17 protein-coding genes are annotated in these 15185 nt (G+C 63.0%); 12 read left to right on the top strand and 5 right to left on the bottom strand.

What is annotated here, in order from left to right:
- Position 1: 1 nt before the first annotated feature.
- Positions 2 to 724 carry an SDR family oxidoreductase gene (locus tag NKJ64_RS24570; RefSeq protein WP_352463490.1) on the bottom strand — a complete coding sequence of 241 codons (723 nt, stop codon included), beginning with the start codon at positions 722 to 724 and terminating at the stop codon, positions 2 to 4.
- A complete protein-coding gene (locus NKJ64_RS24565; RefSeq protein WP_352463489.1) occupies positions 721 to 1560 on the bottom strand; it encodes an SDR family oxidoreductase in 840 nt (279 codons plus the stop codon). The genes NKJ64_RS24570 and NKJ64_RS24565 overlap by 4 nt, the downstream gene beginning before the upstream one ends.
- A gap of 99 nt (positions 1561 to 1659) precedes the next feature.
- On the opposite strand from NKJ64_RS24565, the gene NKJ64_RS24560 reads away from it, so the two are divergent.
- The gene (locus tag NKJ64_RS24560) at positions 1660 to 2532 is read left to right on the top strand and encodes a helix-turn-helix transcriptional regulator (protein WP_023697054.1); all 873 of its coding nucleotides are present in this window, start codon (positions 1660 to 1662) and stop codon (positions 2530 to 2532) included.
- A gap of 9 nt (positions 2533 to 2541) precedes the next feature.
- Here NKJ64_RS24560 and NKJ64_RS24555 read toward each other — a convergent pair whose 3' ends face one another.
- Positions 2542 to 3171 (bottom strand): TetR family transcriptional regulator C-terminal domain-containing protein, encoded by a 630-nt coding sequence (locus NKJ64_RS24555; RefSeq protein WP_023705585.1) that lies wholly within the window; start codon positions 3169 to 3171, stop codon positions 2542 to 2544.
- Between the two features lie 255 nt (positions 3172 to 3426).
- Here NKJ64_RS24555 and aptA point away from each other — a divergent pair, with 255 nt between their 5' ends.
- From aptA to NKJ64_RS24530, 5 genes are all read left to right on the top strand, one after another.
- Positions 3427 to 4755 (top strand): omega-aminotransferase AptA, encoded by a 1329-nt coding sequence (aptA, locus tag NKJ64_RS24550; RefSeq protein WP_352463488.1) that lies wholly within the window; start codon positions 3427 to 3429, stop codon positions 4753 to 4755.
- A 69-nt stretch (positions 4756 to 4824) separates the two neighbouring features.
- Positions 4825 to 6075 (top strand): Zn-dependent hydrolase, encoded by a 1251-nt coding sequence (locus NKJ64_RS24545; RefSeq protein WP_023690832.1) that lies wholly within the window; start codon positions 4825 to 4827, stop codon positions 6073 to 6075.
- Positions 6076 to 6137: 62 nt separating this feature from the next.
- On the top strand, positions 6138 to 7589 hold the full coding sequence (gene hydA, locus NKJ64_RS24540; RefSeq protein ID WP_352463487.1) for a dihydropyrimidinase: 1452 nt from the start codon (positions 6138 to 6140) through the stop codon (positions 7587 to 7589).
- Positions 7586 to 7963, top strand: a complete 378-nt coding sequence (locus tag NKJ64_RS24535; protein ID WP_023668216.1) for a hypothetical protein — start codon at positions 7586 to 7588, stop codon at positions 7961 to 7963. The genes hydA and NKJ64_RS24535 overlap by 4 nt, the downstream gene beginning before the upstream one ends.
- A gap of 16 nt (positions 7964 to 7979) precedes the next feature.
- Positions 7980 to 8363, top strand: a complete 384-nt coding sequence (locus tag NKJ64_RS24530; protein WP_031194883.1) for a hypothetical protein — start codon at positions 7980 to 7982, stop codon at positions 8361 to 8363.
- Between the two features lie 17 nt (positions 8364 to 8380).
- Here NKJ64_RS24530 and NKJ64_RS24525 read toward each other — a convergent pair whose 3' ends face one another.
- The gene (locus NKJ64_RS24525; RefSeq protein WP_031193071.1) at positions 8381 to 8785 is read right to left on the bottom strand and encodes a cupin domain-containing protein; all 405 of its coding nucleotides are present in this window, start codon (positions 8783 to 8785) and stop codon (positions 8381 to 8383) included.
- Between the two features lie 110 nt (positions 8786 to 8895).
- Here NKJ64_RS24525 and NKJ64_RS24520 point away from each other — a divergent pair, with 110 nt between their 5' ends.
- From NKJ64_RS24520 to NKJ64_RS24500, 5 genes are read left to right on the top strand one after another with little or no spacing between them, the layout of a single operon-like run.
- The gene (locus tag NKJ64_RS24520) at positions 8896 to 9687 is read left to right on the top strand and encodes an ABC transporter ATP-binding protein (protein ID WP_352463486.1); all 792 of its coding nucleotides are present in this window, start codon (positions 8896 to 8898) and stop codon (positions 9685 to 9687) included.
- Positions 9688 to 9730: 43 nt separating this feature from the next.
- The gene (locus NKJ64_RS24515) at positions 9731 to 10213 is read left to right on the top strand and encodes an endonuclease domain-containing protein (protein WP_352463485.1); all 483 of its coding nucleotides are present in this window, start codon (positions 9731 to 9733) and stop codon (positions 10211 to 10213) included.
- The gene (locus NKJ64_RS24510) at positions 10214 to 11092 is read left to right on the top strand and encodes an ABC transporter permease (protein ID WP_352463484.1); all 879 of its coding nucleotides are present in this window, start codon (positions 10214 to 10216) and stop codon (positions 11090 to 11092) included.
- Positions 11089 to 12243: an ABC transporter permease gene (locus NKJ64_RS24505; RefSeq protein WP_352463483.1), complete on the top strand. Its 1155-nt coding sequence runs from the start codon at positions 11089 to 11091 to the stop codon at positions 12241 to 12243. Before NKJ64_RS24510 ends, NKJ64_RS24505 begins: the two co-directional genes overlap by 4 nt.
- Positions 12244 to 12281: 38 nt before the next feature.
- Entirely contained in the window at positions 12282 to 13253 is a 972-nt protein-coding gene (locus tag NKJ64_RS24500) for an ABC transporter substrate-binding protein (protein WP_023682178.1), read from the top strand.
- Positions 13254 to 13301: 48 nt separating this feature from the next.
- Here the strand turns inward: NKJ64_RS24500 and NKJ64_RS24495 are convergent, their stop codons facing one another.
- Positions 13302 to 13760 (bottom strand): Lrp/AsnC family transcriptional regulator, encoded by a 459-nt coding sequence (locus tag NKJ64_RS24495; protein WP_023682177.1) that lies wholly within the window; start codon positions 13758 to 13760, stop codon positions 13302 to 13304.
- A gap of 123 nt (positions 13761 to 13883) precedes the next feature.
- Between NKJ64_RS24495 and NKJ64_RS24490 the strand changes: the two genes are divergently transcribed.
- Positions 13884 to 15167 (top strand): cystathionine gamma-synthase family protein, encoded by a 1284-nt coding sequence (locus tag NKJ64_RS24490; RefSeq protein ID WP_023688001.1) that lies wholly within the window; start codon positions 13884 to 13886, stop codon positions 15165 to 15167.
- The last annotated feature ends 18 nt before the right edge of the window (positions 15168 to 15185 follow it).

Raw genomic sequence — 15185 nt, 5'->3', positions numbered from 1 at the left:
GTCACGCCGCGAAGCGCAAACCGCCATCGCAGGTCAGCACCTGGCCGGTCATGAAGCCGTTGGAGACGAGAAAGGCGATTGCGCCGGCGACGTCCTCGGCGCGGCCGATCCTGCCCACCGGGGTTTTGCCGGCATATTCGCTGAACACCGCCTGCCGCTGGTCTTCGGCCAGAAAATCCCACCATGGCGTGTCGATGACGCCGGGCGCCACGACGTTGACGCGCAGAGGCTTCAGTTCGACCGCCAGGATCGGCACCACCGTCAGCAGCATGCCGTTGACGGCGGCAATGCCAGCCACGCCGGGCGCCGACAATTGGGCGGACACCGCCGAGATGAAGGTGACCGATCCCGATCTGTCGAGCGTCGGCAAGGCAGACTGCAGGCAGGACAGCTGCGGCCGGACTTTCTCGTCGACGCCGCCGGCGATGTCTGAGAGGTCGAGGGTTTCGAACGGCCCAAGTCCCTTGCCGCCGCTGGCGGCCAGCACGAGGTGATCGAACGGTCCGAGTTCCCCAAAGAACTGGCGAACTTCGTCCGGCTTCGAAGCATCGAAGGCAGCTTTTTCGGCGGCGCCGCCGAGGCTCTTCCAGGCGCTGGTGAGCTTGTCCTGGTTTCGTCCGGTGATGGTCACCTTCATGCCTGGGCCCAGCAGTTTTCGCGCCGTTGCCAAGCCGATGCCGGATGAGCCGCCGATGACGACCGTGTGTTCGATCTTGCCGGTCATGAATGCTGTTCCTTCGATTTTGGGGAAGCCTGGCCGACGAGGTCGAGGCTCAGGGTTCGCAATTGCTGTCTGGCCTTGGCATCATAGGCTTGTGCGTCGGCGCGGGCCTCCCTTTGGCCGTCGAAATAGAGGCCGCTGCGGCCCTCCAGCGCGGGCGATGTCGCGAGGTTGAGAATGGCGTCGGCGCCGGTCTCGACCGAGCTCCATGGCGTCACGCCGGCCTGGCGGACCATGGTGGTGTTCATGTAGCTCGCTGGATGCAGAGCGTTGACGGTGACGCCGCTGCCTTTCAACTCTCCGGCCAGGTCGATGGTGAACAGGATCTGCGCCAGCTTGCTCTGGCAATAGGCGCGCACGCCGTCATAGGAACGGGTCAGCATGACATCGCCGAAATCGATCGCCTGCTGGCCGGCCGAAGCGACGTTGATGATGCGCGCCGGCGAACTCGCCTTGAGCAGCGGCAGCAGTTCCGAGGTCAGCAGGAAACCGGCGAGATAGTTGACCGCAAGGCGCAGTTCGAAGCCGTCGGCGCTGAGCTGTCGCTTGGCGCCGGCCGTGCCGATGCCGGCATTGTTGATGAGGATGTCGAGCCGGTCGGTTTTTGCGCGTACGGCCTCGGCAAGGCGGCGGACCTCGGCTAGCGAGGCGAGGTCGGCGGCGAGGAACTCGGCTTTGCCGCCGGCGGATTCGATTTCTGCGACGGTTGCCTTGCCGCGAGCCGCGTCACGGCCATGCACCAGCACGCGCGCGCCGCCGGCGCCCAGCCTTTGCGCGACGACACGGCCGACGCCGTCGGTCGAACCGGTGATGAGGATTGTCTTGTCTTTCAGATCCATATTCAGAGCCTCCATCTCTCTGGATGGAAGATGGGGCGCCTGACGCAGCCCAAACAGTTCAAACTTTATCCTGGTATCAATACTGCTATAATAGCTCTCATGGATGCCCCCACGCACTCCGCTGAAGACAGCCGCCGGCGCGAGCTTGGCGCCTTCCTGCGCTCGCGCCGCGAAAGATTGACGCCGTCCGCCACCGGCATCGCGACCGGTCTGCGGAGACGCACGCCCGGCTTGCGTCGCGAGGAAGTGGCGATGATCGCCGGCGTCGGCACCACCTGGTACACATGGCTAGAGCAGGGGCGCGAGGTCAGACCCTCGGTGGAGGTGCTAGCGGCGCTCAGCGAAGCGCTGCGCCTCGACGCCGTTGAAAGGCGGCATCTGTTCATCCTGGCAGGCCGCCAGCAACCGGAGAACCGCGTGGCTGCGCCGGAAAAGGTTGATGGCCCGCTGATGCATATGCTGGAGAGCCTGGTGCTGCAGCCGGCCTATGTCGTCGGGCGGCGCTGGGACGTGCTGGCCTGGAATCCGGCGGCGGTAGCGGTGTTCGGTGATTATGGCCTGCTAGAGGGCGACGCCCGCAACATCGTCCACATGGTGTTCACCAATCCGCATCACCGGCGCCTGTTGGTTGACTGGGAGCAATTGGCGCGCACCGTGCTGGCCTCGTTCCGGGCGGAAAGCGCCCGCTATGTGGGCGATGCGGATTTCGAGCGGCTGATCGTGCTTATGACGCGCTCAAGTCCGGAGTTTCGCGACTGGTGGCCGCAACGCGACGTGGCACGCCGATTGTCGGGGGTGAAACATGTCCGACATCCGAGCGCCGGCGCCATGACGTTCGAGCATATGAGCCTGTCGATCGACGACGGCTCGGACATGAAGCTGATCGTCTACACGCCGCTGGCCGAACAGAATTCGATCGAGAAGCTGCAGAATTTGCTTGAGGCGATGCCGGCGGAGCGCCGCAGCGCCTGACGCCCAAGGTCAGCCCTTCGGCTTCAGCCCATCAATGAACAACTGCTCCAGAAACCGCGCCGCATCCTCGAAGCGGCCGTCGCTGCCGCGGTCGGGCCCGAGCACCGCGCGGACCTGGACATCGAAATCGGCATAGTGCTGCGTCGTCGCCCAGATCGAAAAGATCAGGTGCCAGGGATCGGTGCGGGCGATTTTTCCGGCGCGCATCCAGCCCTTGATGACGTTGGCCTTCTCGTCGACCAGCGTTTTCAGCTCACCCGCCAGCAGCGGCATGATGCGCGGCGCGCCTTGCAGGATCTCGTTGGCGAACAGCCGGCTCTCCCTGGGAAAATCACGCGCCATTTCGAGCTTGCGCCGGATGTAGCTCCTGAGCTCGGTCAGGGGGTCGCCGATGTCGTCGAGTTCACGTAGCGGCGCCAGCCAGGTCGCCAGCAGCCGCTCCATCAGCGTTTCGTGGATGTCTTCCTTGCGGCGGAAATAATAGAGCAGGTTCGGCTTCGACATCCCCGCGGCCTCGGCGATCTGGTCGATGGTCGAACCGCGAAAGCCGTTGGTGGAGAAGACTTCGAGCGCTGCTTCCAGGATCAGTTCGCGCTTTTCCTGCTGGATGCGGGTGCGGCGAGGGGCTGAGCCTTCCATGGCGCCGCTCACCCCTGCAAGCCTTGGCCGAGCGGGTCATCTGGACCAATTCTCTGGACCAGTTTTTCTCTTACCCGTGGAGCGCACTTCGCAGGCCGCATTTCCGCTAGTAATCCCTTGACCGCCGACAGGGCGGTGCTAACGTTTGTCCAATCGGTCAAAAATTTGCGTAGCATGAAAACGCAGCAAAGACCAAGCTTTGGAAAGACCAAGCGTTAGCCGCACCGAAACAGGTTACAAGGGGAAGTCTTGGTCATGTCCAACCGGCTGAAAGTCACGCCGAACGATCTCAGCGCATTCTGGATGCCGTTCACGGCAAACCGGCAGTTCAAACAGGCGCCGCGCATGTTCGTGTCCGCCAGGGACATGCACTACACCACCAGCGACGGCCGCAAGGTGCTCGACGGCACCGCGGGCCTCTGGTGCGTCAATGCCGGCCATTGCCGTCCCAAGATCACCGAGGCGATCCAGCATCAGGCCGCCGAACTCGACTATGCGCCGGCCTTCCAGATGGGTCACCCGATCGTGTTCGAACTGGCCAACCGCCTGGTCGACCTCGCGCCCAAGGGCATGGACCATGTCTTCTTCACCAATTCCGGTTCGGAATCGGTGGAAACCGCGCTGAAGATGGCGATCGCCTATCACCGTGTGAAGGGCGAGGGCGCGCGCACCCGCCTGATCGGCCGCGAACGCGGCTATCACGGCGTCAATTTCGGCGGCATTTCGGTCGGCGGCATCGTCACCAACCGCAAGATGTTCGGCACGCTGCTCGGCGGCGTCGACCACATGCCGCACACGCATCTGCCGGAAAAGAACGCCTTCTCCAAGGGCGTGCCGGAATATGGCGCGGAACTCGCCAACGAGCTGGAGCGCATCGTTGCCCTGCATGACGCCTCGACCATCGCCGCCGTCATCGTCGAACCGGTCGCCGGCTCCACCGGCGTCATCCTGCCGCCGAAGGGCTATCTGCAGAAACTGCGCGAGATCTGCACCAAGCACGGCATTTTGCTGATCTTCGACGAGGTCATCACCGGTTTCGGCCGTCTCGGCGCGCCGTTCGCAGCGGATTATTTCGGCGTCACGCCCGACATCATGACCACCGCCAAGGGCGTCTCCAACGGCGTCATCCCGATGGGCGCGGTGTTCGTGAAGAAGGAAATCCACGACGCCTTCATGACCGGCCCCGAGCACATGATCGAGTTCTTCCACGGCTACACCTATTCGGGCAATCCGATTGCGTGCGCCGCGGCACTCGGCACGCTCGACACCTACAAGGAAGAGGGCCTGCTGACCCGCGGCGAGGAACTGGCGCCCTACTGGGAAGATGCGCTGCATTCGCTGAAGGACGAGCCGCATGTCATCGACATCAGGAATATCGGCCTGATCGGCGCGATCGAACTGGCGCCGATCGCCGGCAGTCCGACCAAGCGGGCCTTCTCGGCCTTCGTCAAGGCGTTCGAGCGCGGCGCGCTGATCCGCACCACCGGCGACATCATCGCGCTGTCGCCGCCACTGATCATCACCAAGGGCCAGATCAACGAATTGATCGACCATGTCAGAGAAGTGCTGAGGGCGATCGACTAATCTATCCAGCCAGTCGGGCGGCGGCGGGAACCGCCGCCCGGTTGGTTATATGAAATGAGAGGACTTTGAATGGCCGCCCCGGGCGAGAATCTGCGAATCAATTCAGACCGTTTGTGGGATTCCATCATGGAGATGGCGAAGATCGGCCCCGGTATTGCCGGCGGCAACAATCGCCAGACCGTGACCGACGAGGACGGCGAGGGACGGCATCTGTTCAAGCGCTGGTGCGAGGCGGCCGGGCTCGAAATGGGGCTCGACGAAATGGGCACCATGTTTGCCCGCCGGGAAGGCGCTGATCCCAGCCTGCCGCCGGTTTATGTCGGCAGCCATCTCGACACGCAGCCGACCGGCGGCAAATATGACGGCGTGCTCGGCGTGCTCGGCGGGCTGGAGATTATTCGCTCGCTTAACGATCTCGGCATCCAGACCAGGCATCCGATCGTCGTTACCAACTGGACCAATGAGGAAGGCTCGCGCTTTGCCCCGGCTATGATGGCGTCCGGCGTGTTCGCCGGTGTGCTCGATCAGGCGGACGTGTATCAGCACACTGATAAACAGGGCAGGAAATTTGGCGAGGAGCTGGAGCGCATCGGCTGGAAAGGCACCGAGAAAGTCGGTGATCGCAAGATCCACGCCTTCTTCGAACTGCATATTGAGCAGGGGCCGATCCTCGAGGACGAAGGCATCGACATTGGCGTCGTCACCCACGGCCAGGGCCTGAAATGGCTGCAGGTAACGCTGACCGGCAAGGAGGCGCATACCGGCTCGACCCCGATGCCCAAGCGCCGTAATGCCGGGCTCGGCATGGCTCGGGTCATCGAACTGGTGCACGAGATCGCCATGGACTACCAGCCCGACGCCGTCGGCGCGGTCGGCCACATGGAGGTGTTTCCGAACTCGCGCAACATCATCGCCGGGCGCACCGTCTTCACTATCGACATCCGCTCGCCCGAGAAGGAAGTGCTGGACGCGATGGATGGGCGCATACGCGAAGGCATCGACACAATCTGTGAGGCGCTCGACATCCAGTACAAGGTCGAGCAGGTCGGCGCTTTCGATCCGGTCACCTTCGATGCCGGCTGCGTCAAGGCGATCCGCGACGCCGCCGATCGGCTCGGCTATTCCCACCGCAACATCGTCTCCGGCGCCGGCCACGACGCCTGCTGGATCAACCGCGTTGCGCCGACCGCCATGGTGATGTGCCCCTGCGTTGACGGGTTGTCACACAACGAGGCTGAGGAAATCACCAAGGAATGGGCCGGCGCCGGCGCCGACGTGCTGTTCCATGCGGTGGTAGAGACAGCGGGGATCGTGGCGTGAACTAAGATCTGTATTCAAAACGACGCTCACAAGAAGCGCGAAGAGAACAAGGGAACACGACAATGACCAAAGTCATCCGAAACGGCACCATCGTCACCGCCGACCGCACCTGGAAGGCCGATGTGCTGATGCAGCACGGCAAGATCGTCGCCATTGGCTCGAACCTGCATGGCGACCATGAGTTCGACGCCAGCGGCTGTTACGTCATGCCGGGCGGCATCGATCCGCACACCCATCTCGAAATGCCGTTCATGGGCACCTATTCGGCCGACGATTTCGAGTCCGGGACGCGTGCGGCCCTTTCCGGTGGCACCACGATGGTGGTCGATTTCTGCCTGCCGGCGCCGCAGCAATCGCTGCTGGAAGCGTTGCAGATGTGGGACAACAAGACCTCGAAGGCTGCCTGCGACTACTCCTTCCACATGGCGATCACCTGGTGGGGCAAGCAGGTGTTCGACGAGATGGCCACCGTCGTCGACAGAGGCATTACCTCGTTCAAGCATTTCATGGCCTACAAGGGCGCGCTGATGGTGGACGACGACGAGATGTACGCGTCGTTCCAGCGCTGCGCCGATCTCGGCGCGCTGCCGCTCGTTCATGCCGAGAATGGCGACGTGGTTGCAGCGCTGTCGCAAAAGCTGCTCGCCGCCGGCAATAATGGCCCCGAGGGACACGCCTATTCGCGGCCGCCGGAAGTGGAAGGCGAGGCGACCAACCGCGCCATCATGATCGCCGACATGGCCGGCGTGCCGCTCTATGTCGTGCATGTGTCCTGCGAGCAGAGCCACGAAGCCATCCGCCGCGCCCGCCAGAAGGGCATGCGGGTTTTCGGCGAGCCGCTGATCCAGCATCTGACGCTGGATGAAAGCGAGTATTTCGATAAGGATTGGGACCACGCGGCGCGCCGCGTCATGAGCCCGCCCTTCCGCAACAAGCTGCACCAGGATTCGCTGTGGGCCGGCCTGCAGGCGGGATCGCTGCAGGTGGTGGCGACCGACCACTGCGCCTTCACCACCAAGCAGAAGCGCAATGGCGTCGGCGATTTCACCAAGATCCCGAACGGCACCGGCGGGCTTGAAGACCGCTTGCCCGTGCTGTGGACGACGGGCGTCAACACCGGGCGGCTGACGATGAACGAGTTCGTCGCGGTGACTTCGACCAACATCGCCAAGATCCTCAACATGTATCCTAGGAAAGGCGCCATCGTCGAAGGCGCGGACGCCGACATCGTGGTGTGGGGCCCCAGCGCCAAGAAGACCATCACCTCGAAGAAGCAGCAATCGCTGATCGACTACAACGTCTTCGAAGGTTTTGAGGTGACCGGGCTGCCGCGCTTCGTCTTTTCGCGCGGCGAATTGTCGGTCGAGGAAGCGGAGGTCAAGGCCAAGCCCGGCCATGGCGAATTCGTCGCCCGCGAGCCGAACGCGGCGGTCAACCGGGCGCTGTCGACCTGGAAGGACATTACCGCGCCGCGCAAGGTGGAACGCACCGGCATTCCGGCGACAGGCGTTTGACGTTGCGGAGCCCGGGGGCGCTCATTTCACTGGTCGTGGCGATGGTGGTCGCTGGTCCGGCAACAGGGGCCGAGAGGCTGGCCGGCTCCTGGGGCAACGATGCCGGCTGTGTCTTTGCAAAGGCCGGTTTTCAGGGCCGGGACGATTATATCGTGCTGACCGCCGAAGGCATCGAGACCTATGGCAGCGGCTGCCGGTTCGCGCAGCAATTGACGTGGGCGCCGGGCACGCAATCGCTTGATGCGACCTGTTCCGCCGAAGGCGAGGCGGGGACGACGGCTGAAACCGTTGTGGTCACCAACAAGGGCGAGGGTGGGTTCTTCGTGACCATTCCCGGTCTTGAAGAAATGGGGCCGTTGCAACCGTGTTCGTGACGTTGGAGCTGGGGGAATGAGCGCGCGCGGTTTGGGGCCGTCTGTTGCGATGGTAGTCGTTCTGGCTGCGGGTCAGGCCCTTGCGGCAGGCATCGACCTGACGAAACCCTATGGGGACAAATATGGCTGCATCAACCGCAACGGCCAGGAAGTCGCCGCCGATCGGATGCTGCTTTTGACCGACGAGGCATTGGTCACCGCCGCCAGCGCATGCACCTTCACGGACAAGCAGGCGCAGGCTGATGGGTCGCTGGTGGTGACGGCAACATGCGAGGCGGAAGGCGAAGAAGGACAGGAGCCGACCAAATTCACCATCAAGCGCAGCGCCAAGAACGCCAAGAAGCTGACGGTCGCCGACGACGACGGCAATGTCATGGGCGAAGTGGCGCGGTGCAAATGACGGCAGTCCCGTCAGCGTCAGGCCACCAGCGCATCCAGTTCCGGCAACAGGACGACGCTTTCCTGTTCATTGGGATCGGTGCGGGCGATGACGGCCGAGGACGGGGCGTTGCTCAGATTGGCCGGCAGATGCGGTACGCCGGCCGGGATGTAGAAGAGGTCGCCGGCCTTGACGACGATGTGGTTCTCGAGCCTGTCGCCATACCATGTGTGGACCTCGCCCGAGAGCACATAGATCGCCGTCTCATGGCTTTCATGCAGATGCGCCTTGGCGCGGGCGCCAGGCGGCAGGGTGAGCAGATGCATGCAGATGCCGGACGAGCCGACCGTCTCGGCTGCAATGCCGGCAAAATAGGTCAATCCCTGCTTGCCTTCATAAGTGCTTTCAGGACGGATAAGGTGACAAGTGGGTTTGGGCGACATCGGCAAGGCTCCGGGCGTCGATTGGGTGGGATTGGACGAGTGGAAAGCAACATCAACGCGAATGCAACGGCATTTCATCCTGGGCGGCTGCGAGAGGCAGGCAGCAAGTGATGACGGGACAATCGCCAGCCGTCGTCTCGGCAAGCAGACTTGGCCTTACCTTTCAGACCAATGACGGTCCGGTAGAGGCGCTCTCCAATGTCAACCTGACCATCGGCAAGGGCGAGTTCGTCTCCTTCATCGGCCCATCGGGCTGCGGCAAGACCACCTTGCTGCGCGTCATCGCCGATCTGGAAAAACCGACATCGGGCACGATCTCGGTCAACGGCATGATGCCGGAACAGGCGCGCGAGAAACGCGCTTATGGCTACGTCTTCCAGGCGGCAGCCCTTTTCCCGTGGCGCACGATCGAGCGTAACGTGGCGCTGCCGCTGGAGATCATCGGCCTTTCGAGAGCGGAGCAGGCCGAGCGCATCAAGCGCACGATGGAGCTCGTCAACCTCTCCGGCTTCGAGAAGAAATACCCCTGGCAGCTTTCCGGCGGCATGCAGCAGCGCGCTTCGATCGCCCGCGCGCTCGCCTTCGACGCCGACCTGTTGCTGATGGACGAGCCCTTCGGCGCGCTGGACGAGATCGTGCGCGACCATCTCAATGAACAGCTTCTGGAATTGTGGGCGCGCACCAACAAGACCATCTGCTTCGTCACCCATTCCATCCCCGAGGCGGTGTATCTGTCGACGCGCATCGTCGTCATGTCGCCGCGCCCAGGTCGGGTTACCGACATCATCGAATCGACGCTGCCAAAAGAGCGGCCACTGGATATCCGCGAGACGCCGGAATTTTTGGCGATCGCGGCCAGGGTACGCGATGGCTTGAGGGCAGGGCACAGCTATGATGATTGAGGGGGCGAACGACCGGCTGGCTCCTCTCCCCAACGGGGAGAGGGTGGCCGGAGCGAAGCGGAGGTCGGGTGAGGGAGCGGCGCCGACGGATCCGACCAAGAGAAATGTCGGGGCAACCGCTCGCGCCCGAAAGCTGCGGTTTGACGAGACCGAAGCTGAATACCGGCTTTGGGGGGAATTGAGAGGACGTCATCTCAACGGCTACAAATTTGTGCCGCAAGTGCCGCTCGGACCTTTCATCGCGGACTTCGTCTGCCGCGAGCAGGGGCTGATTGTCGAACTTGATGGCAGCCAACACGCGGATTCACTGACCGATCCCGCCAGGACAGCCTGGCTGAACGGACAAGGTTATTCGGTTCTGCGCTTCTGGAATCACGAAGTTTTGGCTGAGCGCCGAGCGGTCCTGGATACGATCTTGGCTTGTCTCGACGGAAAGATTTCTACCCCCTCACCCGACCTCCGCTTCGCTCCGGCCACCCTCTCCCCGTTGGGGAGAGGAGGGCGCCCCGCTGGCGAGGCGCGCTAGATGGACACCTTCCGCGAAAAATTCATCCCCGTGACCTCCATCCTCCTGGGCGTGGTGGTGCTCTGGTATGTCTTCGCGGTCATCCTAAACGCGCCCTTCCAGCGCGACCTCGACCGGCGCGCCGGGGAAACCCACGACACCGTCGAATTCATCAGCAAGACGCTGTCGCAGCCCAAGCCGACGCTGCCGGCGCCGCATCAGGTGGCGGTGAACTTCTTCGAGAACACCTTCCTGCGGCCCATCACATCGAGCCGAAGCCTCGTCTACAATGCTTGGGTGACCCTGTCGTCGACGTTGCTCGGCTTTGCCTTCGGCACGGCGCTCGGCATCGTCATCGCGGTTGGCATCGTGCATGTGGCGACGCTCGACCGCAGCCTGATGCCGTGGATCATCGCCTCCCAGACGATTCCCATTCTGGCGGTGGCGCCGATGATCATCGTCGTGCTGGGGGCGATCGGCATCAGCGGTCTGATCCCAAAGGCGATGATCTCGACCTACCTGTCGTTCTTCCCGGTGACGGTTGGCATGGTGAAGGGCCTGCGCTCGCCCGAACTCATGCATCTCGACCTGATGCACACCTACAATGCCAGTGTCTCGCAGACCTTCTGGAAGCTGCGGGTGCCGGCCTCGGTGCCGTTCCTGTTCACCTCGATGAAGGTGGCGGTGGCGGCGAGCCTGGTCGGCGCCATTGTCGGCGAACTGCCGACCGGTGCTGTCGCCGGCATCGGCGCCAAGCTTTTGACAGGCGCCTATTACAGCCAGTCCATCGACATCTGGTCCGCCCTTGTGGCGGGCTCGGTGGTGGCGGCCCTTCTGGTCATGGTGGTCGGCATAGCCGGGCGCCTCGTTGACCGCGCGATGGGCGGGAGGCCGGCATGAACTGGCTGAAGCCCTCCTGGCAAGCCGTGCTGGCCATTGCGCTGTGCCTCGTCGCCGTCGCGCTCGGCGCGATGTCGAAGCCGGAAGCGGCCACCCTTGCAGACCCGACGGCAAGTTTCGACTACCCCTATTTCGGTATAAAGACCCCGATGATCGGCCTGGCCGTGCTGGCGGGGCTGATCTCGATGATCAGAATTTCGGCGGTAGCCGAGGCTGCGGTGCTGTTTATCGGCGCTCACCTTGTCGCCTGGATGCTGATCTCGGGCATTACAGGGTTCGAAGGCACGGCAATGGCGCCTTATTTCCTGCTGCTCGCGGCTGCCTGGCTGCTGGCCTGGCGCTGCGTGGCGGTGCTGTCGGGGCTTCGGCCTATGGCAAAAGGGGCGCGGATGGCGCTGCGCCTCATCATCCCGGCGATCTTCGGCGCCTGGATCCTGATCATATGGGAAGCGGTGACGCGTGGCGCCGGCATTCCCTTCATCCTTTTGCCGCCGCCGAGCGCCATCGGTGTGCGCATCGCCAGTTCCCTGCCGGTGCTCGGCGCCGATATCAGGCAGACCATCTTCAAGGCGGTGATCTTCGGCTACATCGTCGGGAGCGGCGCCGGCTTCCTGGTGGCCATCGCCGCGGACCGGGTGCCGTTCCTGCGCCGCGGTCTGCTGCCGATCGGCAATATGGTCTCGGCGCTGCCGATCATCGGTGTGGCGCCAATCATGGTGATGTGGTTCGGCTTCGACTGGCCGTCCAAGGCCGCGGTCGTCATCATCATGACCTTCTTCCCAATGCTGGTGAACACGGTTGCCGGTCTTGCCGCCTCCGGCCATATGGAGCGCGACCTGATGCGCACCTATGCGTCGGGCTACGGGCCAACACTCTTGAAGCTCCGGCTGCCGGCGGCAGCGCCCTTCATCTTCAACGCGCTGAAGATCAACTCGACGCTGGCGCTGATCGGCGCCATCGTCGCCGAGTTCTTCGGCACGCCTGTGGTCGGCATGGGCTTTCGCATCTCGACCGAGGTCGGGCGGATGAACATCGATATGGTCTGGGCCGAAATCGCAGTTGCAGCACTGGCGGGTTCGGTCTTTTATGGCGTGGTCGCTCTCGTCGAGAGAGCCGTCACGTTTTGGCATCCCTCTGTCCGTGGTGGATAGGGCGGTGGGTTCGGGTGTTAACTTCAGAGGGTAAAAACATGAAAAGACTGATCATTCCGATGCTGGCCGGCGCGATGTCGCTGGCCGCGTTCCAGGCAATGGCCGCCGACAAGGTGACCTTGCAGCTGAAATGGGTCACGCAGGCGCAGTTTGCCGGCTACTATGTCGCCAAGGCCAAGGGTTTTTATGAAGCAGAAGGCCTCGACGTCGACATCAAGCCGGGCGGTCCCGATATCGCACCCGAGCAGGTGATCGCCGGCGGTGGCGCCGACGTCATCGTCGACTGGATGGGCGGGGCGCTCGCCGCGCGCGAAAAGGGCGTGCCGCTGGTCAACATCGCCCAGCCGTTCAAGAAGGCCGGTATGGAGCTGGTCTGCCCGAAGGACGGCCCGATCAAGACCGAAGCCGATTTCAAGGGTCACACGCTGGGCGTCTGGTTCTTCGGTAACGAATATCCATTCTACGCCTGGATGAACAAGCTCGGCCTGAAGACCGAAGGCGGCCCGGACGGCGTCACGGTTTTGAAGCAGAGCTTCGACGTGCAGCCGCTGATCCAGAAGCAGGCGGATTGCATTTCGGTCATGACCTACAACGAGTACTGGCAGCTGATCGATGCCGGCTACAAGCCGGATCAACTGACCGTGTTCAACTACTCGGCCATGGGCAACGACCTGCTTGAGGACGGGCTCTATGCCTCGGAAGACAAGCTCAAGGATCCGGCTTTCGAAGACAAGATGGTGCGTTTCGTGCGCGCCTCGATGAAGGGCTGGAAATATGCCATCGACAACAATGACGAGGCCGCGGGCATTGTCATGGACGGCGGTGGCCAGGACGAAAACCACCAGAAGCGGATGATGAGCGAAGTCGCCAAGCTGATCGACAATGCCGACGGCAAGCTCGACCCGGCGACCTACGAGCGCACCGCCAAGGCGCTGCTCGACCAGAAGATCATCACCAAGGCGCCGACCGGCGCCTACACCACAGCCATCACCGACAAGGCGATCAAATAAGCCTGGCCAGGCAATTTCGACCTCGAGAGCGGCGCCTTTGACCAAATGTCAGAGGCGCCGTTCCTTTATGGTGTTCATGACGAAGCTGGTCTCGATCGACGCGACGCATTTCAGCCGCGCGATCTTTTCCTTGATGAAGCGCTCGTACTGTTCGAGGCTGCCGGTCACCACTTTCAACACATAATCGCGTGACCCGGTGACGAGGTGGCATTCCAGTACCTCTTCCCAACCGCGGATGGCGTCTTCGAACATGACGATCTCGTCCTCGTTCTGGCGGCTGAGCCGGACGGTGGCGATGGCGACCATGTTCCAGCCGAAGGCGGCCGGGTCGACCAGCGTGGTATAGCCCCTGATGATGCCGGCCTCCTCCAGCCGGCGTACCCTCCTCAAACATGGCGACGGCGACAGGCCGATGCGCTCCGCCAGCTCATTGTTGGTGATGCGGGCGTCGGCCTGCAGCTCGCGCAGGATCTTGCGGTCGAAATCGTCGGCTATCTTCTGTTGCACTTTTGCTCTCGCTCGGCAATTTGTTGCCGGAATGCAGCCATGCGAGGCCGAAAATAGCAAGGACTGGTGGACCGGGATCGCATAAATTGCTGGACGAGACTCCTCCAGAACGCAGGAAAAGCCATGACCGCGCCGCGCCCGTCGAAAACCCACATCGGCAACCACAAGCTCCATCCGGAAACGTTGATGTTGAGCTATGGCTTCGATCCGCAACTGTCGGAAGGCGCCGTCAAGCCGCCGGTGTTCCTGACCTCGACCTTCGTGTTCAAATCGGCGGAGGAGGGGCGCGACTTCTTCGACTACACATCCGGCCGCAAGGAGCCGCCGAGCGGCACGGCGTCCGGCCTGGTCTATTCGCGCTTCAATCATCCCAACTCCGAGATCGTCGAGGACCGGCTGGCGGTCTATGAGGGAACGGACGCCTGCATCCTGTTCTCGTCCGGCATGTCGGCGATCGCCACCACGCTGCTCGCCTATGCCCGTCCGGGCGATGTCATCTTGCATTCGCAGCCGCTTTACGGCGGCACTGAGACGCTTTTGACGCGCACGCTGTCCGGCTTCGGCATCGGCGCTGTCGGCTTCGCCGACGGCGTCGACGAGAAGGCGGTGCGGGCCGCTGCTGATGCAGCGGTGGCGAAGGGGCGTGTCTCGGTCATTCTCATCGAAACGCCGTCAAATCCGACCAACAGCCTGGTCGACATCGCACTGATCCGGAAGTTTGCCGACGAGATCGGCGCAAGCCAAGGATCAACGCCGATCATCGTCTGCGACAACACGCTGCTCGGCCCGGTGTTCCAGCGGCCGATCGAACATGGCGCCGATGTCTCCGTCTATTCGCTGACCAAATATGTCGGCGGCCATTCCGACCTGATCGCCGGTGCGGCGATGGGCAGCAAGGCGGTGACCAAGCCAATCAAGGCGTTGCGCGGCGCAATCGGCACGCAGCTCGATCCGCATTCCTGCTGGATGCTCGGCCGCTCGCTGGAAACGCTGTCGATCCGCATGGAGCGCGCCAACGACAATGCGCGGCTCGTGGCTGAATTCCTGCGCGATCACGCCAAGGTGGAAAAGGTGCATTACCTGCCGTTCCTGGGCGAGGACACGGCAGCGGGACGGGCCTACAAAGCGCAATGCAGCGGCGCCGGCTCGACATTTTCTTTCGATATTAAGGGCGGAGAGAAGGCGGCCTTCGCCTTTCTCAACGGGCTGCAAATATTCAAGCTGGCGGTGAGCCTTGGCGGCACGGAGTCACTCGCCAGCCACCCGGCGGCGATGACGCACTCCGGCATTCCCTTCGACGTGCGCCAGCGCATCGGCGTGCTGGAGACCACGGTCAGGCTGTCGATCGGCGTCGAGCATCCGGACGATCTTATCGCCGACCTGACGCAGGCGCTGGCAGCGGTCTGACTGCTGACGAAGGTCGGC

Source organism: Mesorhizobium sp. M0062, assembly GCF_040323125.1.
Lineage (GTDB): Bacteria > Pseudomonadota > Alphaproteobacteria > Rhizobiales > Rhizobiaceae > Mesorhizobium.
Note: the sequence above shows the minus strand (reverse complement) of the source record. Positions and strands in the feature narration are given on the sequence as shown.